This is a genomic window from Thalassotalea ganghwensis, assembly GCF_053485795.1.
Genome location: NZ_JBQRUM010000004.1, coordinates 66,234 through 87,832, shown reverse-complemented (window position 1 = coordinate 87,832; position 21,599 = coordinate 66,234). Strand labels below are relative to the sequence as shown.

15 protein-coding genes are annotated in these 21,599 nt (G+C 38.1%); 14 read left to right on the top strand and 1 reads right to left on the bottom strand.

Annotation, left to right across the window (positions count from 1 at the left end; translation table 11 throughout):
• The first annotated feature begins 3 nt into the window (after window positions 1–3).
• From ACSLUH_RS05490 to ACSLUH_RS05430, 13 genes are all read left to right on the top strand, one after another.
• Complete coding sequence (locus ACSLUH_RS05490; RefSeq protein WP_448565294.1) at window positions 4–1,008, top strand: DUF58 domain-containing protein; 1,005 nt, start codon at window positions 4–6, stop codon at window positions 1,006–1,008.
• Window positions 1,001–3,091, top strand: a complete 2,091-nt coding sequence (locus tag ACSLUH_RS05485) for a transglutaminase TgpA family protein (RefSeq protein WP_448565293.1) — start codon at window positions 1,001–1,003, stop codon at window positions 3,089–3,091. The genes ACSLUH_RS05490 and ACSLUH_RS05485 overlap by 8 nt, the downstream gene beginning before the upstream one ends.
• A 213-nt stretch (window positions 3,092–3,304) precedes the next feature.
• Entirely contained in the window at window positions 3,305–3,634 is a 330-nt protein-coding gene (locus ACSLUH_RS05480) for a DUF4870 domain-containing protein (protein ID WP_448565292.1), read from the top strand.
• 652 nt (window positions 3,635–4,286) lie between these two features.
• Window positions 4,287–7,658, top strand: coding sequence for an exodeoxyribonuclease V subunit gamma (recC, locus tag ACSLUH_RS05475; RefSeq protein WP_448565291.1), 3,372 nt, complete (start codon window positions 4,287–4,289; stop codon window positions 7,656–7,658).
• On the top strand, window positions 7,655–11,215 hold the full coding sequence (gene recB, locus ACSLUH_RS05470; protein WP_448565290.1) for an exodeoxyribonuclease V subunit beta: 3,561 nt from the start codon (window positions 7,655–7,657) through the stop codon (window positions 11,213–11,215). Before recC ends, recB begins: the two co-directional genes overlap by 4 nt.
• Complete coding sequence (gene recD, locus ACSLUH_RS05465) at window positions 11,209–13,059, top strand: exodeoxyribonuclease V subunit alpha (protein WP_448565289.1); 1,851 nt, start codon at window positions 11,209–11,211, stop codon at window positions 13,057–13,059. Before recB ends, recD begins: the two co-directional genes overlap by 7 nt.
• 18 nt (window positions 13,060–13,077) lie before the next feature.
• Window positions 13,078–13,611 (top strand): DUF3087 family protein, encoded by a 534-nt coding sequence (locus tag ACSLUH_RS05460; protein ID WP_448565288.1) that lies wholly within the window; start codon window positions 13,078–13,080, stop codon window positions 13,609–13,611.
• Between the two features lie 23 nt (window positions 13,612–13,634).
• Entirely contained in the window at window positions 13,635–14,030 is a 396-nt protein-coding gene (locus tag ACSLUH_RS05455; protein WP_448565287.1) for a VOC family protein, read from the top strand.
• 120 nt (window positions 14,031–14,150) lie between these two features.
• Entirely contained in the window at window positions 14,151–14,411 is a 261-nt protein-coding gene (locus ACSLUH_RS05450; protein WP_448565286.1) for a DUF5062 family protein, read from the top strand.
• 68 nt (window positions 14,412–14,479) lie between these two features.
• Window positions 14,480–14,935 carry a CreA family protein gene (locus tag ACSLUH_RS05445; protein ID WP_448565462.1) on the top strand — a complete coding sequence of 152 codons (456 nt, stop codon included), beginning with the start codon at window positions 14,480–14,482 and terminating at the stop codon, window positions 14,933–14,935.
• Window positions 14,936–15,080: 145 nt separating this feature from the next.
• Window positions 15,081–15,494 (top strand): CBS domain-containing protein, encoded by a 414-nt coding sequence (locus ACSLUH_RS05440; RefSeq protein ID WP_448565285.1) that lies wholly within the window; start codon window positions 15,081–15,083, stop codon window positions 15,492–15,494.
• 150 nt (window positions 15,495–15,644) lie between these two features.
• Window positions 15,645–19,511, top strand: a complete 3,867-nt coding sequence (hrpA, locus tag ACSLUH_RS05435; protein WP_448565461.1) for an ATP-dependent RNA helicase HrpA — start codon at window positions 15,645–15,647, stop codon at window positions 19,509–19,511.
• A gap of 71 nt (window positions 19,512–19,582) precedes the next feature.
• Complete coding sequence (locus tag ACSLUH_RS05430) at window positions 19,583–19,882, top strand: PilZ domain-containing protein (protein ID WP_448565284.1); 300 nt, start codon at window positions 19,583–19,585, stop codon at window positions 19,880–19,882.
• Window positions 19,883–19,936: 54 nt separating this feature from the next.
• On the opposite strand, the gene ACSLUH_RS05425 is transcribed toward ACSLUH_RS05430, so the two are convergent.
• Entirely contained in the window at window positions 19,937–21,127 is a 1,191-nt protein-coding gene (locus ACSLUH_RS05425) for a class I SAM-dependent methyltransferase (RefSeq protein WP_448565283.1), read from the bottom strand.
• A 102-nt stretch (window positions 21,128–21,229) separates the two neighbouring features.
• Between ACSLUH_RS05425 and ACSLUH_RS05420 the strand changes: the two genes are divergently transcribed.
• Window positions 21,230–21,499, top strand: a complete 270-nt coding sequence (locus ACSLUH_RS05420; protein WP_448565282.1) for an acylphosphatase — start codon at window positions 21,230–21,232, stop codon at window positions 21,497–21,499.
• The last annotated feature ends 100 nt before the right edge of the window (window positions 21,500–21,599 follow it).

The window sequence follows — 21,599 nt, the reverse complement described above, 5'->3', positions numbered from 1 at the left end:
GTAATGTCTGTGGTAAGCACTGCAATCAATCATTGGATTAATACCAAGTTTGAAAAGTGGTTAGCTAAGCAGTTACCAGCGTCATCAAAGCAAACGCTGAAAAGGAACAATATTTTTATTTTACCGACTCGTTTTGGTTACGCTTATCTATTTTTCGCAACCTTGATGTTTATCCTTGGCACGAATTATCAAAATAACCTCATTATTTTAGTTAGCTTTATTTTAGCCAGTTGCTTTGTCACAGCGATGATACAAAGCTATCGAAACCTTGCTCACTTGCAACTCGCCTTAAACAATTCATTAGTGACCGGCTTTTGTGATGAAAAGTTATTCTTGCCTATCAATCTAAAAAGCGCTGGCAAGAAGTTCAAGTTATTCTTCTCACTGTCAAAAAACGCAATGGTTTGCGTGGATTTGATTAATGAGCAAGCAGAAGTCATGGTACCCTTAATGTATCAACAAAGGGGAATTCATCGCTTGCCGCGAGTTATTGTCAGTACAATTTACCCTTTTGGTTTATTTAAGGTTTGGACCCAATTAAATTTTGGCGTAAGCGCCTTAATATATCCCAAACCGATAAAACCCCCTGGAGACTTTGTTAACGCTTTTTTATCAAATGAAAGTCGTGATGCTTCAGATACCAACAAACAACAAATCGTTACTGAACGAGAGGGTATAGATGATTTTGCTGAGCTAAAAAGATATCAACGTGGTGAGTCATTAGCCAAAGTTGCATGGAAACAAGTGGCAAAAGGACAAGATTGGCACACTAAACACTATGTGCATGCAATTGATGCATCACCTGATTGGTTGAGTTTAGAAATGTTTCCTTCCGCCCATATTGAGTCGAGATTAAGTTGGTTAACCTTCTTAGTTTTAACATTAGAAAAACAAGAAATCCCTTTTGGATTAATGTTAAATAACGAAAAAATATCGCCAGATGGTGGCAAGCTCCATTTCCAACGCTGCCTAAAAATGATTGCAACTTATGGGCAGCATCATGGTTAATAACGTTGTAAAAGATCAATTAGATTATTCGTCAGCTACCCAATATCTGTTAATTATTAGTATGGCTTTCAACGGACTAACCTTAGTTGCCAACATTTCTATTTGGTTGATTGCTTTTTATGCAATAAGTCTAATTTGGCAAGTTTGTTTGGTGACTAAGCTTTGCTCTACACCAACTCGAGCACTAAAACTTATTGTCAGTATCTCTGGTCTGATATTGCTCGCTATTAGCGCTAAACAATTAGGCGCGCTAAATGCTATGGTTCACTTATTGTTTTTTGCTTACTTATTAAAACCGCTCGAAGTGAATAGCAATAAAGATTTTTATTTACTCGTATTGCTCGGCTTTTTTGTAATTGTAACTTCTTTGATTTTTAATCAGTCGCTTTACTTTATGCTGGTGGTATTGCTGGTAATTCTTATAAATTTCGCCGTTCTATTAAGTTTTCATTTTAACTCAAATAGCACTATTCAATATGGTAAAACATCTTTAGGGTTATTATTAAAAAGTGCACCGCTTGCCGCGTTATTATTTGTTATATTTCCTAAAATCCCTCCTTTTTGGCAAATGCCAACCGCTAAAAATGCCAACACTGGAATTTCTGATACGGTAAAAATAGGGGACATTGCTAACCTAGCATTATCAAATGATTTAGCATTTAGAGTAGAGTTTGATGATTTTACCCCCAGTAATCAGCAACTTTATTGGCGGGGGATTGTATTGGATCGTTTCGACGGTGTTGAATGGTCTACATCTTCTTTATCTAGAGCAACTAAATTAGCGTTAGCAAAGCAAAATGAACGGATGCAAACGACACGTCAATCAACCAAAGCGTTAAGTTATCGCATCCTCATAGAGCCAACGTATCAACCGTGGTTATTTGCACTTAATCAAATTTCGAGCGTTGACAGCAGCCTTATTGGCATCGATAAAACCTATCAATATACATTAGAAGCAACAAAGGAAATTGTCGCTCCAATTAACTATAGTGTAACGTCTAATATGTCTAATACGATTGATGTTGATTTAAGCAAACAACAAAAACAGTACTTTACTGTTATTCCTGAAAGCAACCCTAGACTCATTGAAAAAGGTCAGCAACTTCGAAACCGCCATGCTAAAAATATCGATATTGTAAATGCCGTTTTAACAACATTTAATCAAAACAATTACCGCTATACACTAAAACCGCCACTTTTGAATAATAATAGTCTCGACCAATTCTTTTTTGATACGAAAAGTGGTTTTTGTGAGCATTATGCCAGTAGCTTTACTTACTTAATGAGAGCTGCAGGAATACCAGCACGTATCGTTGTTGGTTATTTAGGTGGAGAGTACAACCAACAAGCAAATTATTATGGGGTCTATCAACGCGATGCTCATGCGTGGAGTGAAGTGTGGATTGAAGGAATTGGTTGGTTACGAATAGACCCAACTGCCGCGGTTAATCCTGACAGAGTAGAAAGAGGGTTCAATCAGTCGTTAGGTCAAGAACAAGCTGGGATCAATAATGAATTTTTATCATTTATCTCGGCCAGTTATCTTTTAACGAATATTAAGAATTATTTAGAGGCATTAGATTATGAATGGACTAAATGGGTGGTTAACTACTCAAGTCAAGATCAAACTGACATATTACAGGGAATAAAGTCCTTTCTATTTTGGTCTTTAAACTATCAAACACTAATCATTGTAGCGATAACCTTAGTCATCGCATTTTATTTCAGCTACCGTTTTTACAAGCACAAAGTTAATCAAGATGATACTTTGGTTGCCTATCATAAATTAGTAGCGCTTATTGAGAAGATAGGGTTTGTTCACCACCGAAAAACGACAGCAACTGACGTTAGAGCGTTTTTGTTAACCAAGCAACCTCAGCTAAAAGAGGCTATAGAAGGCTTTTATTTGACCTTTAATGATTTACGTTATGGTGACGCTAAAATGTCAAATTCTAAACGTCGACAATTAGTCGTTAAGCTGTCTGGCTACCTGAATAAGATAAAAGCAGGGCTGGTCAAAAGTGAAAAAAATCAAATAGTCGCTGATTTTAAAGTTAAGGATGAGCAAACCGTCGATAAATAAGAATCTGACTGCCTGAACCTAGCGAGTTGCTCTTATAGAAAAATATTCTTAATAGCAGCTTATTTAAAACAACACAGCGTTTCCCTTTTAAAAATAGTGAGATGATGTAACTAAATGTAACTCTGTTAAAGTATTTGCACTATTTATGTAGTTGATCAAGTGGCCATGGTTCGCTAACTTGAAGTTAAGGCAGTTATCATAGAAGTATTCGATATGACGCATATTCACACGGAGAGTCACCCTCAGTATGACATGGCAAAAGTCGTTGCAATATTGAGTTATGTAACAGTAGTTGGGTGGTTAGTTGCTATCTTTTTGTATGGCCGACATCATTCACCATTTGCACGCTTTCACTTAAAGCAATCGCTGGGTTTGATTGTCACTGCTGCAGCGCTATCATTTATCCCGCTAATAGGTTGGTTGATTAACTTTATCTTGGCACTTTATTGGTTATTCGCGTTGTGCTGCGCCATTAGAGGGCAGCAATATCTCGTTCCAATTGTAGGCCAATATTATCAAGAGCATCTCGACTTTATTCGATAGGCTTATTGGTCATAAAGTGTTTATTGTAGTGTGTTTTTTAAAGGTTGTTATTGCAGCCAAAGAACATGTTTTCATAAGTTCTTAAACAGTCGTCGTGTAGAGATTCCAAATAAAGTTTTATGATCAACGTCGAAAGACATAAAAAATCTAGCTACTACACGAAGGACTGACGTTAAAGTGACCTTACTCTTCATTAAAAACTAATCGATGAGTCCACTAAACTTTTATGTTTTTCCTTGATTTAGGTCATTTTATCCGTCAGCATAAATTTTAAACAATGGTTAACTGACCCTAGACAAAATATAGAGCGTGTTGAACCTTTATGTTTGATTTTTGTTCGAGTTAAATGTGTTTTGACCACGGCGCAAGGAATGTAGCATAGTTATTTTATGTAAAATCCTTGCAACAAAGGGCAAAGCACATTTAAACGAATCCGTAGGACAGTGTTTATACACCATTCCTACTGTGTAACGTCAATTCAAATAGAAGAACTATGAAACAGTGACACTGTCTTGTATCAAAGGCGTCTAAATCGCTGCAAAAACAAACAGCAAAGATCAACAAGCTCTAATAATATCGAGATTTTAACTGGCTATCGATTACAGGCTATGGTTTAATTTTCTCACAGGAAATTAATAAGAAATATGTCCCATTGATCCATCTTTATCCTGCCAACAAAATGGAAAATTTATTGGTCTTACTCGATAAAGTCCATCAAGTTGCGCCGCTACCAGTATTTAGCAAAGAATACATCATTGTTCAAAATGCAGGGATGCAACATTGGCTGAATATGTCCTTGGCGACTCGTCGAAATCTGAGTATGAATAATCAATTCATGCTTCCAGCTCAATTTCTTTGGCAAATGATGAGGTCTTTGGCCAGTAAGGAAAAAGTACCTGAGCAATCTCCTTATTCAAGGGAAGCGCTTTGTTGGCGGATATATTCAATACTTGCGCAGCCAATAGTGACCAATGATGAGCGCTATCAAACCGTTAATCGATATTGGAATAATTCTCTGTATAATCAAGAAAAGCGTGAACTGCATCGTTATCAATTAGCCTGTCAGCTTGCGGATTTATACGAACAATATTTGATATATAGACCACAATGGATTGATGCTTGGTATAAAGGAGAGCACCTGGCCGGAGATAGCGAGTTTCAAAGTTTAGCGTCATGGCAAGGAGCACTTTGGCTAAAATTAACAGAGCAAGCTCCCTATAACCCAAAAACGATGATGGAAAGTGCCATAGCCAACATGGCCGAATTTCAACAGTTTATTCCCGAGAGAATTACGTTCTTTGGTATTAATGCGATGGCGCCAATGTGGCTCTCTTTTATTCATGAGTTGAGTCAGTTCAGTCAAGTGCACTTTTTCCATCTCAATCCCTGTTTTGACTACTGGGGGGAAATAAAAACACAAAAACAAGCGGCAAACCTTGTCAGCCAGTGGACAGATAACCTAGATGAATTCAGCGAGCTGATTGGTAATCCTTTGCTGGCAAATCTTGGTCAGCAAGGGCGTGAATTTTTAGCGTTATTGCAGCAATACTCAACAATAGACATTGAGGTTTTTGATGATTTTTCTGCTGGTTTTGAAAAGACATCAGCGCAAAAAAACAGTGTGTTGGAGTTAGTACAACAAGACATATTAACCCTTAATAATAGGTCTTTAAACGCTCAACCGCTGATCGATGAATCTATTGTCTTTACCAGTGCCCACAGCCCATTAAGAGAAGTTCAAGGGCTTCATGATTGGTTATTACATCAGTTTAATCATGATCCATCATTAACACCGAAAGACATTTTGGTGATGTGTCCGCAGGTAGAAGAGTATGCGCCTTATGTACAAGCAGTTTTTGCTCAAGGTTGGCATGATTTATCAAGAAAACTACCGCCATTACCGTGCTCTATTTCCGATCGTATCAGTAAAGATAGCGATCCAATCGTTGCGACATTTTTAGAGTTTTTAGCATTACCGGATAATCGATTTAATGTCACTAAAATAATTGCTTGGTTGAATATACCAGTGATCAAAGAGAAGTATCGTTTTAGTGATGAAGATATCGACAAGTGTTGCCATTGGTTAAAAGCAGCGTGTGTTCATTGGGGAATAGATCAGCAACAAAAACAACAAATTTTGGATACCAATAACGCTAGTAACATGTACACATGGCAGTTTGGATTTTCAAAATTATTACAGGGTTTTGCCTATCAAGATGAAAATGTGCTTTTTCAAGATAGCGTGTTGCTGGCTGATGTTGAAGGTAGTGATGCTATTGTTCTTGGGCAATTGATGTTGTTTATTGAACATTTGCAATGGTTTGCCAAACAAATGAGTCAGCACAGAACGCCTTCGCAATGGCATGAGTTTTTAACGACTCTTAGTCAGCAATTGCTTGTCTCAGCGAGTTTTCCTGATATTCAGAATATTAATTCAGTGCTCGATAGCTTTGTCGAGTATTGCCACCATGGTGCTTTTGAAGAAAAAATTAGCTTAAGTGTCATAAATGATTTCTTGCACAGCCATTTTAGCGTTGCTGATGCTGGTCGTCAGTTTATGGTTGGACAAGTGACATTTTGTTCTATGTTACCGATGCGCAGTATTCCTTTTAAGATCATCGCAATACTAGGTTTAAATGATGGCGATTATCCAAGACAACGCCAGCCTTTTGGTTTTGATTTAATGTCAGTGTCTCCAAGTAAACTTGGTGATCGCTCTAGGCGAGGGGATGATAAATATCTCTTTTTAGAGGCAATAATCTCAGCACGCCAATCGTTATATCTGAGTTACCAAGGTCGAAGTATTAAGAATAATGCGGTTAGGGAACCATCACTTGTTTTAAAAGAGTTGATGAGTTATTTGACCAAAGGGTTTGGTTGGGAATTTTCCCCCAATTTAGATGCAGTCTCATCTACAAACTGTTTAAGACAGTTAGCAATGCAACCCTACAGTGTAAGGAACTTTGTTCAGTCATTTCCAGGCTTTGATTCGCGTTGGTTAGCTTTAGGAAAGCAAATTTCTAATCTAAAAGACGATTCAAAGGCTAAACAAACAGAATTATTTATGCCATTAGCGCAAGAAACCCTAATGGTTTCCTTAGAAGATTTACTTAACTTCTACCAAAATCCAGCACGTTATTTTGCTAAAAATCAATTGAACCTTGTGCTAGATAATAAACAAAACTATTTAGAAGATAATGAGCCTTTTGTTATCGATTATCTAGACAGTTACCAACTAGCTGATACCTTTTTAAACGAAAATTTAGTTGTTAACGAAAACAAGATAGGACTGGCTATCGAGCATGAAAAATTGATTGCGATGTTAAGTGGTCGTTTGCCTGAATTACCAACTACAAAAGCTCAAGTGGATAAGTTAGCATCAGATAGCGAGCGTTTAGCATCTGTCATTAAAACGCATGTTGGTAACAATTTCCAAACGGTACCGGTGATTTTTGAAAGCCACCTTGTGTTGCCTTGTTTTGATAAAAATTCAATCGCTGAAAGTCAAGAATTTAAGGTTGTTATACAAGCAACATTACCGGTATGCGACCAACGAATTGTTCTAGCAAGGCCTACTTCAGCAAAAGCAAAAGACAAACTAAAGCTTTATTTGAGTCATTTATTAACTCAGTGCTTGAAAGAGAGTGGTAGCGGGTTGGAAATGCCAATTTCAACTTGTGAAGGATTTTATTTTAATACTAAGGCGCAAAAGGTAAATCATTTTCGAGTGGAAGAAGTCGAGCAGCCTAGGGAGGCGCTTAACGCTTTGCTCTCTCATTATATTGAAGGTATCCATTCACCTAAGCCATACTATGCAGGCATTGCTGAAACCATGTTAAAAGCAAAATCTTTTGAGCAAGCCCAGCTTGACAGTTTATGGCATGATGAACGCAGTGTTTACCAACTTGATCCTTATCTTCGTTATTTCTGGCCTGAATCGCCCAAATTGGAGCATTTACAACCAATTTTATTTTCATTATTTGAACCCGTGTTTTCAAAGGTTAAAGAGGTTAAGTCATCATGATTAACTCTCTAAATGCTGCAACGATAGGGCTTACTGGGCGACATTTAATTGAAGCGAGCGCTGGAACAGGTAAAACGTATAACATCACAAGGCTTTACCTTAGACTATTGCTAGAAAGGGATCTAACGGTACAGCAAATATTGGTGATGACCTTTACTAAAGATGCAACCGAAGAAATTCGAGGGCGTATCGAAAGCTTTATTCGCACTGCAATAGAAGATTGGGATACTTTAGTTAACGAAGACCAATATTTTACTAGCCTAAATGAAAAAGTATCCGCAGATAAAAGGCTTAAGGTTCTACATCAAGCATTGATCAATTTAGATGAAGCAGCAATATTTACCATTCACGGGTTTTGTAAGCGTGTATTAAGTCAACATGCTTTTCTAACCGGAGTGTCTTTTAATGCTTCGATGGAAGTTGACGCAAGAGACCTAGTTGTTCAAAGTTGCCAAGATTGGTTTAGAAATTTAGCTAACGAGAATCCCGAAGATTATCAAGTATTGGCGCAGTTTTGGCCAACACCCGAAACATTTATCCAGGCCTTTTTCAAAGCAATAAACCATCGCGCTCCTTTGAGTGCATTATCTGATGGTGAGGTTAAAGAAGGTTTTATTGAGTTAGTTAGGCTGGCATTACAACAGCTAAATAATAACCATGCATTATTAATTGAGACACTGATTGATGTAAAAAAGGGTGCTGATAAACAAAAACGAATTGAAGAACTTGATGCGTTAAAAAACTGGTTAATCACTGTTCAACAAGACTTTTCAGTAAGTGAAACGCCATTTCCTAAAGCGTTTATTGACGGAAAACGCTTTTCTAAGTCAGTCCACAAAGAAGCGCTTAAGCAAATTTTTTCCCCTTGCCAACAATTAAGCAAGGCATTAGCAACCCTGCCTATTAAGCTCAGCAAAGCACAAGCGCTTAAGGTTGCTAAAAATGGTATTTATCAGATTAGAGAAAAGGTTACTAACCAAAAGTTAACCGCCAATATGTTAACGTTTGACGATCTTATTGGTGTATTAGCAGACCGCCTAAGTGACGATGATAAACCAACGGGAACATCAAAGCTTTTAGCCGAAAAGCTCGCAACTCAGTACCCCGCGGCGTTGATTGATGAATTTCAAGATACGGATCCGCTCCAGTTTAGTATTTTATCGGCTATTTATTGTGATCATCAATCAACAGTACTTTATCTCATTGGCGATCCTAAGCAAGCAATATACGGTTTTCGCGGTGGCGATGTTTTTGCGTACTTACAAGCGAGAAATATTTGTGAACATCATTGGGTAATGGATACAAATTGGCGTTCTTCTCCAGGAGTTGTTGCTGGTTATAATCGATTATTTTATGGCAACCCATTAAACAAAGACGCCCAAGACGTTTTTAAATACGGCATTGAATATCAACCGGTTAAAGCAGCAAAAACTGCAGACAGTGCTAACTTAGATAATCGCTATAAAGCGATTCAATTTATTCATTTTAGTGGTGAACAACAACCTCAAAGTTTTCGAACCCAAATGGCGACTTGGTGTGCGAATGAAATTTTGACACTGTTGAATGAGACATCTGTAGCGTCTAAAGATATCGCTATTTTAGTACGCGATGGTACTGAAGCCGCAGATATTAAGGTCGCGTTACAAAATGCAAATTTAGCCAGTGTGTATCTCAGTAATCGAGCAAATTTGTGGCAAAGCACACAAAGCAAACAATTATTATTGCTGTTGAAAGGAATTGTTTATTTTGAAGATAAACGCCAGTTTAACGCGGCGCTAACCAGTCAGCTCTTACAGTTGTCTCCGTTAAAGTTTGTTGAGGTGACAAGTGATGAAGCGTCTTGGCAATATTATGTCGATAAATTTTCTTGTTACCGTCAAATGTGGTCTAGCCAAAGCTTCATAACAATGGCGATTAGTCTGTTGCATGATTTGATGTCATTTAGCTATCAGCAAGACAGAGAGCTTACCAATGTATTGCATCTGTTTGAATTGTTGCAATCGGCTAGTCAGCGACATCGACAACCGACAGAATTGCTTGCTTGGTTTGAACAACAATTGCTGCAAGAAGGCGGCGAAAATGAGGCTGAACTTAGGTTAGAAAGTGAAGAAAACCTGATAAAGATAATCACTCAACATGGCTCGAAAGGTTTAGAATATCCTGTTGTTTTCATACCGTTTAGTACAAGACATAAAGATCCGTTAAAAGTTGGGGTGAAAAACGTCGAACTTATAGAGTATCACGATAATCAACGGCAACTACTATTGAGCTTAGATGCTAATAAACACGCAAAGTCTGCTATGGCAGAAGAGCACTATGCTGAAACGGTTAGGTTACTTTATGTTGCAATAACTCGTGCTGAGCAGCGCTGCTACATTTTAACCACCAACTTTGATAATGCCCATCGTTCACCGTTAGGACAGACCCTGAACCTTAACGAACCGCAAAATTTAGGTAACGCGTTACAGTGCTTGGTAAGCGATGAGCCAGAATATATGGGCCTAGAGCTAATAAGTGAGCCGGTTGTTTCTCTTCGTGTTGATGAACACGTGCAATCGAATATTGAGGCGCAGGAAGCACTTTTTAAAGGCTCGATCGAAAGAAACTGGTGGTTAAGTTCATTTAGTTCATTAAGTCGTAATATTGTTGATATAGGCGTGTCTAATCCTGATCGAGATACTAATGGTATTGAAGCTAAAGAGGAATTGACTCAGGTGTTGCCATCTCAATCGATTCGTTTTGATATAGAGAAAGGGGCACGAACCGGTAATTTACTCCATGATATCCTAGAAAACTTGGATTTCGAACGCGTTAATGACAGTGAGAGTAGTATTTCTCAAGCAATGGAAAATCCGCTACTAAAATTTGGTGAACTAGATGGCTTTACTGAGCATGACTTAATGCAATGGTTAATAGACGTTGTTAATGCACCGCTTTTTCACACTGACACTATTGATAACTCAGTTTCATTGTCAGATGTTTCGTTTCAACAATCTATTCGAGAGTGTGAGTTTTATTTTCCGTTGACAGCGGTTTTGACTCGTCATTTAGTTAAACTGCTGTCCGATCATCGTATTCGTATTAATAAACAATTAGTTGCAAAAGATGTGCTGCTAACACGGCCAATGTTGCCTAACATTGAGCAACTCAATGGAATGATGCATGGCTTTATTGACTTGATTTTTGAATATCAGGGCAAGTACTACATTGCCGATTATAAAAGTAATTATTTAGGTGATTGCTTTGAAGATTACCGGCAAGAGTGTTTAGTTGAAAATATACAACACCATCACTATGATCTTCAGTATTTAATCTATAGTGTTGCCTTGCACCGCTATTTAAGCCAAAAGCTAGCCAATTACAAAATTGAACAACATTTCGGTGGTTGCTTATACCTTTATTTACGTGGCATGTCGCCCGTAAATAAACACCATGAAGGCGTTTATTTTTGTCATTTACCCCCAGAAGAACTGCTAGCGCTTGATCGGTTATTTACTGATCAAGATGTTCAAACTAGCAAAGACTCGCAACAGGATAATGAGGAGGTTAAGTGGTAAATACACTCGCAGTATCATCAAATCCTTTACCTTATTCATATTTTGAACAAGCAAGTACACAACTATACGGTATCAGCGCTATTGATTATTTTCTGGCTAAGGAGCTGACAGAGCTGCTTGTTAACACCACTGCCGATGATAAGGTCGAAAGCGAGGCGCAGATAAGCGAGAAAACTTTTCATCTTGTTGTCACATTGAGTATGGCGATGCGACAGGGCCATAGTTGTTTGTCATTAAAAGAGGTCGCTACGCAACGCGTTGGCTTTATGGCGCAAGCAAATGGTATTGTGAGTCATCAAGGTTACCAATTACCTACGTTAGTTGAATTAACAGCTTTATTAGAGAACTTAGCAATACGCCCAGAGGCTGGTAAGCCATTAGTTTATGCAAATGATAATCTTTATCTCAGACGTTACTATTTGTTTGAGCAAGAAGTGCGTAGCTATGTTAATAATAGTAAAAGCGACCAGCAATTAGAAAATACGATTGAAGTTAAACAACACTTATCGACGTTGTTTAGTAACGAAAGTGAAGAATTAGATTGGCAACACCTCGCGGTTGCTAACGCGATTAACAAGCGCTTTTCGATTATTGCGGGAGGACCAGGTACGGGTAAAACGTACACAGTAACGAAATTATTAGCCGCAATTATTAGCCTTTCATTTAATAAAAGCTTAACGATTGCATTAGTTGCTCCGACCGGAAAAGCGGCTCAGCGACTTAGCGAGTCTTTAGTAAAAGCGATAAAGGGCTTCGAAGGACAAATTGATGCTTCTATCCTTGCCCAAATACCGACGAATGCACAAACTATACACCGTTTGTTAGGCGTAATTCCGTATCAAGTAAATTTTCGTCATCACCAAGAAAACTTGTTGTCAATTGACGTATTAATCGTAGATGAAGTATCGATGGTTGATTTACCCATGATGGCGCGTATTATTCGAGCGTTACCAACACATACTCAATTAATAATGTTAGGTGATGCCGATCAGTTACCGTCTGTAGCTGTTGGCAGTATTTTAGCTGATCTGGCGCCAAGGCCGTTTAAAGGTTTTACCAAAGCAAATCGTGATTATCTACAAGAAGTAACAGGTTACGAACAAATTCCGGTGAGCAAATCTGGTCAAGATCACGTCACGTTTTTGCAAAAAAGCCGTCGCTTTGACGATAAAGGGTTAGTAGGGCAATTGGCAACTCTCGTCATTGAGAGCCAAGCCGCATTAAGTTGGTCGCTACTTGAACAACACAACGTCGTATATTCTCCAGAAAGTTTTACCTGGCTTGAAGCGATTGTAAAACAATATTATGCACCGCTATTAAGCGTTAAGTCATTAGATGAAGCTTTTAATATCCTAAATCAATTTAGAATATTGTCAGCAACACGCGTTGGAGAGTTTGGTGTAGAAAAATTAAATGAGCGAGTAGAACTTATTTTACAGGGTAAGTCATACGCAGAGCAGGTTTATCATGGTAAGCCTATTATGGTCACTGAGAATGATTATAGTTTGGACTTATACAATGGTGATATAGGGATAGTTTGGCGGCAAGAGAATGGTTCATTTAAAGTGTTTTTTGAGCGTCAACATGGAGAGTATTATGGTGTATTACTTTCTCGCTTACCACGCTACCAAACCGTTTATGCAATGACGATTCATAAAACACAAGGTAGCGAGTTTTCACACCTAGTGATGGTGCTACCAATAAGGAATGAAAACAATATGCTCTCTCGAGAACTCCTTTATACTGGTATTACACGAGCGAAACAATCGTTAAAGGTGGTTTCTAGTAAAGCAATCTGGTGTAATGCGGTTGAAGCTCGTGTCAAAAGAAACTCTGGATTGTAATTACCGTAAGCATAAAACATGAAAAATATAGATATCAATACCATTAACAAAGCGGTTTATCGCAAAAATCTTAATATGATTATTGTCGGTTTTATCGCGACCTTTGCTTTATTATCTGTCGCTTTTGGCGCTATTTTTATCCACTTTTTTGGTATAACGCTGGCGGAATCACTTCAAGGTGAAACAAATTTTAGATTTAATTTATTAGGGGTTATTTTAGCATTGTTGGCCTGTGCTGCTATCTTGCATAGCCTTAAACATAGTGATTTTTTTAAAGAGGTCTACTTTGTTTGGCAGTTAAAACAAATTAATAACCAAATTTATCGAAAGTTAAAAAGTATAAAATCAGCAGCAATGAAAGATGATATAACCGCTTTAACAATATTAAAGTATTATTTTTCAACACAAATATCTTTACTAAAGCTTGACGATAACACCATAACTATTGGCCATTTAGAAAAAGAACTAGCGGCTGTTGAACGACAAATACAGTCAAAAGATTTATCAATCGACATCACAGATTTTAATAAGCAAATGTTAGATAATTTTTAGTCCATTCACTTAAAAAGGAACATATGATGATAGGGTATATTACACTTGGCACTAATGATTTAGCCAACGCTTGCAACTTTTATGATCAACTGTTTGCCTGTATTGGCGCAGGTAGATTTTTAGAAACTGATAGTTTTGTTGCGTGGGCAACTTCTCCAGAGCAAGCCGCATTAAGTATCACTAAGCCATTTAATGGTGAAGCTGCAACAGTTGGCAATGGGGTTATGGTTGCATTAGTGATGAACTCACCACAAGATGTAGATAAAGTTTATCAAAAAGCAATAGAGCTTGGGGGGACGTGTGAAGGAAAACCAGGACCTCGTCAAGAAATGCCAGGTTTTTACGCGGGTTATTTTCGTGACCTTGACGGCAATAAACTGAACGCCTTTTACATGGATATGTCACAAATGCCTGGTTAAATGGCGGCAATATTAACTATCTTGATTAATCGGATACGCGCTAAAAAGCGGGTTCATCATAACCTATGATTGGACTCGCTTTATTAAATTTATTTGTTTGCAATCTGTTGGAGACTGTCGATGAAAAAAATAAAAAATGAGTCAGCATTATTAAAAAAAGCGATTATGATTGGTGAAAAATATGCCATAAATAGAGGCTATGCAGGTTTCTCTGCAACGGATGCAGCAAAAGAAAAAGTTGAAGTGCTTTATCGTTTACTCGTGCAAGATAAATTAGTTCATCCGCTGCCAGAAAGCGAAGAGAACTTGCTAAATATGAAACATAAACTCGCACTTTGGATAGCTAAACAACTACCTGAAGATCACCCTTTGCTTAAGTAATCATTTAAGAGGAATAATTCATGCAGTTAAAGATCCACCAAAACGTAAAGCGGGGAATATGTTTCGTAATGGTATTCATCGGCTTAATGAGTTGTTCTGACGATGTTGGCAAGGTAAGCCTCGGTCTTTTTACAACCAAGGATGTCGTTGTCGTGGCAAAGCAAGATCCAATTGTTAAAGGGGTAACCTGTCATATTAGTCATGTTGAAGCCAATTTAGATTTTTCCGATCCTTCTGATATGTCGATAGCGTGTCGACAAACAGGAGAAATTACCATGGAACAAATTAACAAAATTGACAAGACTAAAGATGGCGAAATAGTTTTTCGTGAATCGAAAAGTATTCTATTTAAAAGCCTAAAAGTTCGTCGTATTTATGATCAAGAGCACCAAACCTTAATTTACCTTTCTTATTCAACAAAAGAGTCCAGTGGTAGTCATCACCATTCATTGTCAACAGTACCACTGTATAACACGCAAGCGTGGAAAGTTTTTAGTAAGCCACCTGAAAAACCAGCGTCTTAATGGTTTATCAATACCGTTATCTTAGTAAAGTGGTAATCAAAGGATTATTTAAACAATTTTTTGATAAATATAGGAATTAATAGCTAATTCAGTCTATGTTTAATGTGATGAATAGTTAATTTTGCGCTAGTTTAAAGGAAAATTTATGGAATCATTACAAGTCAAAGAATATATGAACCATTATCCGGTAACGTTTAATCCTGATATGGGATTAGCGGAAGCGTCTTTGCGATTTTTAAAAACCAAACAAATTGGTGGGCCAGTCGTTGATCAAGGGCATCAACTTGTTGGCTTTTTATCAGAAAGTGACATTCTTTCTAAGTTATTGGAGTCGACTTATTATAATCAACAAACCTTTACCGTTGATGATTTGATGCGTAAAGATGTCTTATCAGTAAAGCCCTATGACAGTATTATTGAGCTTGGTCAGAAAATGCTCCAAAACAAGCCGAAAGTGTATCCGGTCGTCGATGACGAAGGAAGTTTATTGGGAACCATATCAAGAAGCGATGTCCTTCTTGCGATAGATAAACATTTGCGTTCTGGTTATCACGTTTAATCTTAGAATTTAATTGCTAACGCCTATCCAATCTGCTGCATTTCTCAGGGTAAACTGATAAACTTCGCGTTTTGATGTTTACTTTGAGAAAAGTCTTTGTCTTCTGCAACACCTGATAATACTAATATTACTCTTGAATCAATTCAGTCCTTGTTACCTCAAGTAAAGGGCTCAGATATTGCGCGTATTAAAAGTCGACTAAATGGATTACGTAAATTAAAGCCTAGCGAAAAGCAGCAAAAAGTGTTGCGTTCAATTTACGATATGACCTTACAATCGATTCAAAGTAAGCTGGTCAAACAACAGAACTTACCAGAAATCAGTTTTCCAGAAGGCCTACCAGTCAGTCAAAATGTCGATATTATCGCTAAGGCTATTAATGATAACCAAGTTGTCATTATTGCAGGTGAAACCGGTTCGGGAAAAACAACGCAAATTCCAAAAATTTGTATGTCTCTAGGACGCGGGATTGAAGGGCGAATAGGCCATACACAGCCTCGACGAATTGCTGCAAGAACAGTGGCATCACGAATTGCCGAGGAGCTTAACAGTGAATTAGGCAAGGTCGTCGGTTATAAAGTACGTTTCAACGATATGGTTGATGAAAATAGCCATATAAAACTGATGACAGATGGTATTTTGTTGACAGAGATGCAGCATGACAGATTACTGCGACAGTACGATACTATTATCATTGATGAGGCACACGAGCGTAGCTTAAATATCGATTTTATTTTGGGTTATTTACGGACAATTTTACCGAAACGTCCAGATTTAAAGGTTATCATCACCTCTGCGACCATTGATCCTGAGCGTTTTGCTAACCATTTTAAAGATCATCAAGGAAAGCCGGCGCCGATTATTGAAGTGTCAGGGCGCACTTATCCCGTAGAAGTTCGTTATCGACCGCTAGAGGAACAAGATGACCCTGATGTCATTACGGGTATTTTGAATGCTGTTGATGAACTATCGGAACTTGGTCAAGGTGATATTCTGGTTTTTCTAAATGGTGAACGAGAAATTCGCGATACTGCTGAAGCTTTAGAGAAGGCCAAGTTGAAACACACCCAAATCTTGCCGCTCTATTCGCGATTAACAGTACAAGAGCAAAACCGTATCTTTTTGCCACATTCTGGGCGAAACATTGTTTTAGCTACCAACGTTGCAGAAACCAGTTTAACGGTACCTGGGATTAAATATGTCATCGACCCTGGTACGGCACGTATTTCACGTTATAGCTATCGTACTAAAGTTCAACGATTACCCATTGAAGCGATTTCCCAAGCCAGCGCAAATCAAAGAGCAGGTCGCTGTGGTCGTGTTTCCTCTGGTGTATGTATTCGACTTTATAGTGAGGATGATTATAACTCACGTAGTGAGTTTACCGACCCAGAAATACTACGAACCAATCTAGCGACGGTTATTTTACAAATGTTAGCCCTTGACTTAGGGGACATCAGCCGCTTTCCATTTGTTCAGCCTCCTGATAATCGTAATATAAATGATGGCTTACGATTATTAGAAGAGTTAGCAGCTATTGAGAAAACTCATAGCAAAAATAAATTAACAGATTGCGGTAGAAAACTGGCAAAATTTCCGGTTGACCCTCGACTATCGAAGATGATTTTAACTGCGATAGAACTGGGCTGCATTGAAGAGGTTTTTATTATTGCTGCCGGGATCAGTATTCAAGATCCGCGTGAGCGACCTCATGAAAAACAGCAAGCTGCAGATGAAAAACACAGCCGTTTTAAAGATAAACAATCAGATTTTATTAGCTATTTAAATTTGTGGCGTTATATCAAAGAGCAGCAAAAGTCGTTATCAAATAATCAATTTAGGAAGTTGTGCCAAAAAGAGTTCCTCTCATACCTGCGTATTAGAGAATGGCAAGACATTGTTAGTCAGTTAAAACTTGCGCTAAAAGAGTTAGATATCAAGTTAACCCGGTTAGACCAAGAAGATACCAACGCTGAGCAAATCATACATCAGGCGATTTTGTCTGGTTTACTTAGTCATATTGGACAAATAGAAGAGAACAAAGAATATAAAGGAGCTAGAGGTAGCAAGTTTTACATTTTTCCGGGCTCATATATCGCAAAAAAACCACCTAAATGGATCATGGCTGCCGAATTAGTTGAAACGAGTCGACTATTTGCTCGTATTGCAGCAAAAATTGAAGTTAATTGGATAGAACCACTTGCAAAACATTTATTAAAATATAGCTACAGCGAACCTCACTGGGAGAAAAAACAAGGTGCAGTAATGGCCTTTGAGCAAGCTAGCTTGTACGGTTTGGTCATCGTAGCTAAAAGAAAAGTTAATTTTAACAAAATTGAGCCTGCTACCTGTCGAGAAATCTTTATTCGAGAAGCGTTAGTTAATGGCCAATCAACCATTAAAGAAAAGTTTTACCTTACTAATAAACAACTCGTAGCTGATATTGAAAAGCTTGAGCAAAAAGCACGACGTAAAGACTTTCTCATCGATGAAGAGTACTTGTATCAGTTTTTTGATGAAAAACTGCCTGAAAGTGTCATATGCCAACGTAGTTTTTTAAGTTGGTGGAAGAAAGCTAAACAAACTCAGCCCCAATTATTAACCTATACGCGCGAATTCTTGCTTAATGAAGATGAAAAGATAGTAAACAAGCAAGAATTTCCTGATACGTGGCAGCAGGGGACGTTAACGTTACCGTTAACTTATCATTTTGCACCAGGTGAACAAGATGATGGAATAAGCTGCCATATCCCGATAAGCTTACTAAATCAGGTACAAGATCAAGGCTTTGATTGGCTTATTCCTGCAATGAGGTATGAGCTGATCATAAGCCATATTAAAGGACTACCGAAAACTCTCCGTCGCAATTTTGTCCCTGCACCCAATTATGCTCAAGCCTGCCTTGCGGCGATGACCGATACCGAGCTGACCTTTAAAGAAGCACTTGCCAAACATTTATTAAGAATGACAGGTGTTAGGATTGAAGCGGAAAACTGGCAGCAAGTAGAACTTGCCAATCACCTGATTGTTAACTTTAAAGTTATTGATGACAAAGGGAAGTTGATCGCTCAAGGTCGAGATTTGACCAAGTTAAAAGAGCAGCTGCAAGGAAAAGTAAAAGCAACGATTAAATCAGTCGCTGATAAAGGTATTGAACGCCAAGGTATTGAACAGTGGGATTTTGACCAATTACCTGAAAATTATCAAAAAAATGTTGCTAATATCACCGTGAAAGCCTACCCCGCGTTGGTTGATAAAAAGTCCAGCGTTGCCATTGAATTGTTTGAACAGCCACAGGTTGCCGAGCAAACAATGTTAAAGGGTTTGGCGAGATTGGTACTATTAAACATTCCATCACCATTAAAATACCTTCAAGAAAACTTGCCCAATAAAGCCAAATTAGGCATGTATTTTAACCCGTTCGGTTCAATAAAAGAGTTACTAGATGATTGCATTGAAGCTGCATGCTTGCATTTAATTGAACAGCAAGAGCATCTTGCAAGAAATGAGAGCGAATTTATTAAACTAAAAGATACTGTTCGCCAAGATATCTGTGAATGCGTTTTAGACGCTGCACTTCAAGTAGAGCAAATTTTAAATCTTACGCACCAAATTAATAAAAAGCTTAAAGGAAAAGTATCCCTTGAAATTATTCAATCGCAAGGAGATATCAAAGACCAGTTGAATCAATTGGTCTTTAAAGGCTTTATCGTTAAAAGCGGCATCAAAAGACTTCCAGACATTTTACGTTATTTAAATGCCATAGTGCGACGCTTTGAAAAACTCCCGATCGATCCAAACCAAGATCGGTTGAAAATGCTTGAAGTTGAAAAAGTACATACTGCTTATCAGCAACTATTAGCAAAACAACGAAAAGACTTGCCGTTACCAACTGAATTAGTTGAGGTTCGTTGGATGATAGAAGAGCTAAGGGTCTCGTTATTTGCTCAAAATTTAAAAACAGCCATACCAATTTCGAGCAAGCGCGTTTTAAATACTTTAAAAGCACTTGAATAAAGACAGCGATTGACAGCGAAGTTACCAATGCGTATAAATTAGTTAACGCATTTAACATAAATGGAGCAGTAATGGTTAATTATGACGATAAGCGTGATTTTTATCGCATGATGGTAAATAGCGATGTCACAGTAACAGTGTTAGGCGATGAAACAACTTCTACCTTGTTAGCAACATGTCGAGATTTAAGTGCTACCGGCTTAGCCATTGAAATGCCGCATCCGCTAGAGTTAAATACTCGCGTTAATGTTAGTCTTGCCTCAGCTAATAACAGAGTGCAACCACTTGATGTTACTGGTCGCGTTGTGCGGGTAAACGAAGAGTCTGCAGATAGCTATTTGATCGGCATTAATATCTCTGAAATAGATTAGCCAATAAGCGCATTGTTTAACTAACACAATGCGCTAAAGAAAATGTTTCAGGTATTACTCTACCTGACAAACAAGTCCTTTAAGATAATACCCTTCTGGATAATTGCTACTGATAGGGTGGTCTGGTGCTTGATGCAATCGTTCAACAAAATAGGCGTTACGTTTGGCATCGAGTGCAGCGTCAGCAACGACTTTTTGGAATAAACTGGCTTCCATTAAACCTGAACATGAAAATGTTAATAATATGCCGTTAGGTTTTAATAATTGCATGGCTAACATATTAATATCTTTGTAGCCTCGACATGCCCCGGTTAGTTGCGCTTTAGACTCAACGAACTTGGGTGGATCAAGAATAATCATATCAAAGGTTCTTTTTTCAGCGCGGTATTGTCGAAGCAGTTTAAAAACATCTTCCTTAACAAACGTTACTTTATCCGCGGCAATGCCGTTAAGTTCAACATTGCGTTTGGCAGTATCTAGCGCTTCTTGAGAGACATCAACATTAATAACTTCTTTAGCACCCTGCAGAGCACAATGTAGAGAAAATGTACCAGTATATGAAAAGCAGTTAAGAATTTGTTGATCTTTAGCGTAAACACCCGCGGTTTTTCTAGATTCGCGTTGATCTAGGTAAAAACCGGTTTTGTGGCCTTTTTCTACATCAACAATTATCTTCACACCATATTCTTCAATGACGCGTTCTGTACTCGGTGCCGGCTCGGTTAGCCACCCTGTAACAGGTGTTAAACCTTCCTTTTTGCGAACATCGACATCGGAACGCTCATAAATAAAATAATCGGGGTAAAGTGTTTTTAAGGCATTAACAATAGTGTAACGATGAAAGTCTGCTCCAGCGCTTAATAATTGACAGACAATGATATCGTCATAAATATCAATTGTGACACCGGGTAGGCCATCAGATTCGCCAGCAATCAATCGATAACCATTAAGTTTTCCTTTCGCAATAAACCAATCGCGTCGCCTTTGTGCATTGCTAAGTTTGTTGATAAAAAACGTTTCATCAATTTGTTCGCTTTGTTCAAAAGTCCACACTCGGATACGAATTTGAGATTCAGGCGAGTATGCGCCGCGAGCAAGCCAATTACCTTTGTGATCATGGAGTTCGACAGTTTCGCCAATTAAGGGATTACCTTTAATTTTATTAATTGCTTTTGAGAACACCCAAGGGTGTTTGCGGAGTAATGATTTTTCACGAGAAATTTTTAAATTAATAATTGCTGACATTTGCCTATACTTAAGTAATGAACGATGCACAGCGCGCAGTTTAGTCATTCGTGCATCAAGGTGCAAACTTAACGTAGCTAATATTTGTTTGAGTATATTTATATGAATGTAAGTTATTTAGCCCATGTCAGTGGAAAAGTACAAGGCGTCTATTTCAGAGCGTCTAGTCAACAACAAGCGATAGAGTATGGATTAAGCGGCTATGCACGTAACCTTGCTGATGGCGATGTTGAAGTTCTCATGTGTGGAGAGCAAGAAAATGTCGAAAAAATGATAGAGTGGCTAAAGCAAGGGCCACCACAAGCGACGGTTGAAAAAGTTGATGCTCACCAAGTCGACTGGCAAGACCATGCGTTTTTTTCAATAGGTTAAACCGTGTATTAAGCTTTAGTCTTTAAAGTTAATCTACATTTCACTAGTTAATGGCAGCGGCAATGCCAACCATTTCATGGAAAGGATTTGCCGCTAATCT

Bases quoted from the DNA above. Each gene is read 5' to 3' on its own strand.
- ACSLUH_RS05430 (WP_448565284.1), top strand. From the start codon at position 19,583: ATGGTTAATTATGACGATAAGCGTGATTTTTATCGCATGATGGTAAAT.
- recB (WP_448565290.1), top strand. From the start codon at position 7,655: ATGATTAACTCTCTAAATGCTGCAACGATAGGGCTTACTGGGCGACAT.
- ACSLUH_RS05450 (WP_448565286.1), top strand. From the start codon at position 14,151: ATGAAAAAAATAAAAAATGAGTCAGCATTATTAAAAAAAGCGATTATG.
- ACSLUH_RS05485 (WP_448565293.1), top strand. From the start codon at position 1,001: ATGGTTAATAACGTTGTAAAAGATCAATTAGATTATTCGTCAGCTACC.
- ACSLUH_RS05480 (WP_448565292.1), top strand. From the start codon at position 3,305: ATGACGCATATTCACACGGAGAGTCACCCTCAGTATGACATGGCAAAA.
- ACSLUH_RS05490 (WP_448565294.1), top strand. From the start codon at position 4: ATGTCTGTGGTAAGCACTGCAATCAATCATTGGATTAATACCAAGTTT.
- ACSLUH_RS05425 (WP_448565283.1), bottom strand. From the start codon at position 21,127: ATGTCAGCAATTATTAATTTAAAAATTTCTCGTGAAAAATCATTACTC.
- ACSLUH_RS05460 (WP_448565288.1), top strand. From the start codon at position 13,078: ATGAAAAATATAGATATCAATACCATTAACAAAGCGGTTTATCGCAAA.
- ACSLUH_RS05445 (WP_448565462.1), top strand. From the start codon at position 14,480: ATGGTATTCATCGGCTTAATGAGTTGTTCTGACGATGTTGGCAAGGTA.
- ACSLUH_RS05440 (WP_448565285.1), top strand. From the start codon at position 15,081: ATGGAATCATTACAAGTCAAAGAATATATGAACCATTATCCGGTAACG.
- ACSLUH_RS05420 (WP_448565282.1), top strand. From the start codon at position 21,230: ATGAATGTAAGTTATTTAGCCCATGTCAGTGGAAAAGTACAAGGCGTC.
- ACSLUH_RS05455 (WP_448565287.1), top strand. From the start codon at position 13,635: ATGATGATAGGGTATATTACACTTGGCACTAATGATTTAGCCAACGCT.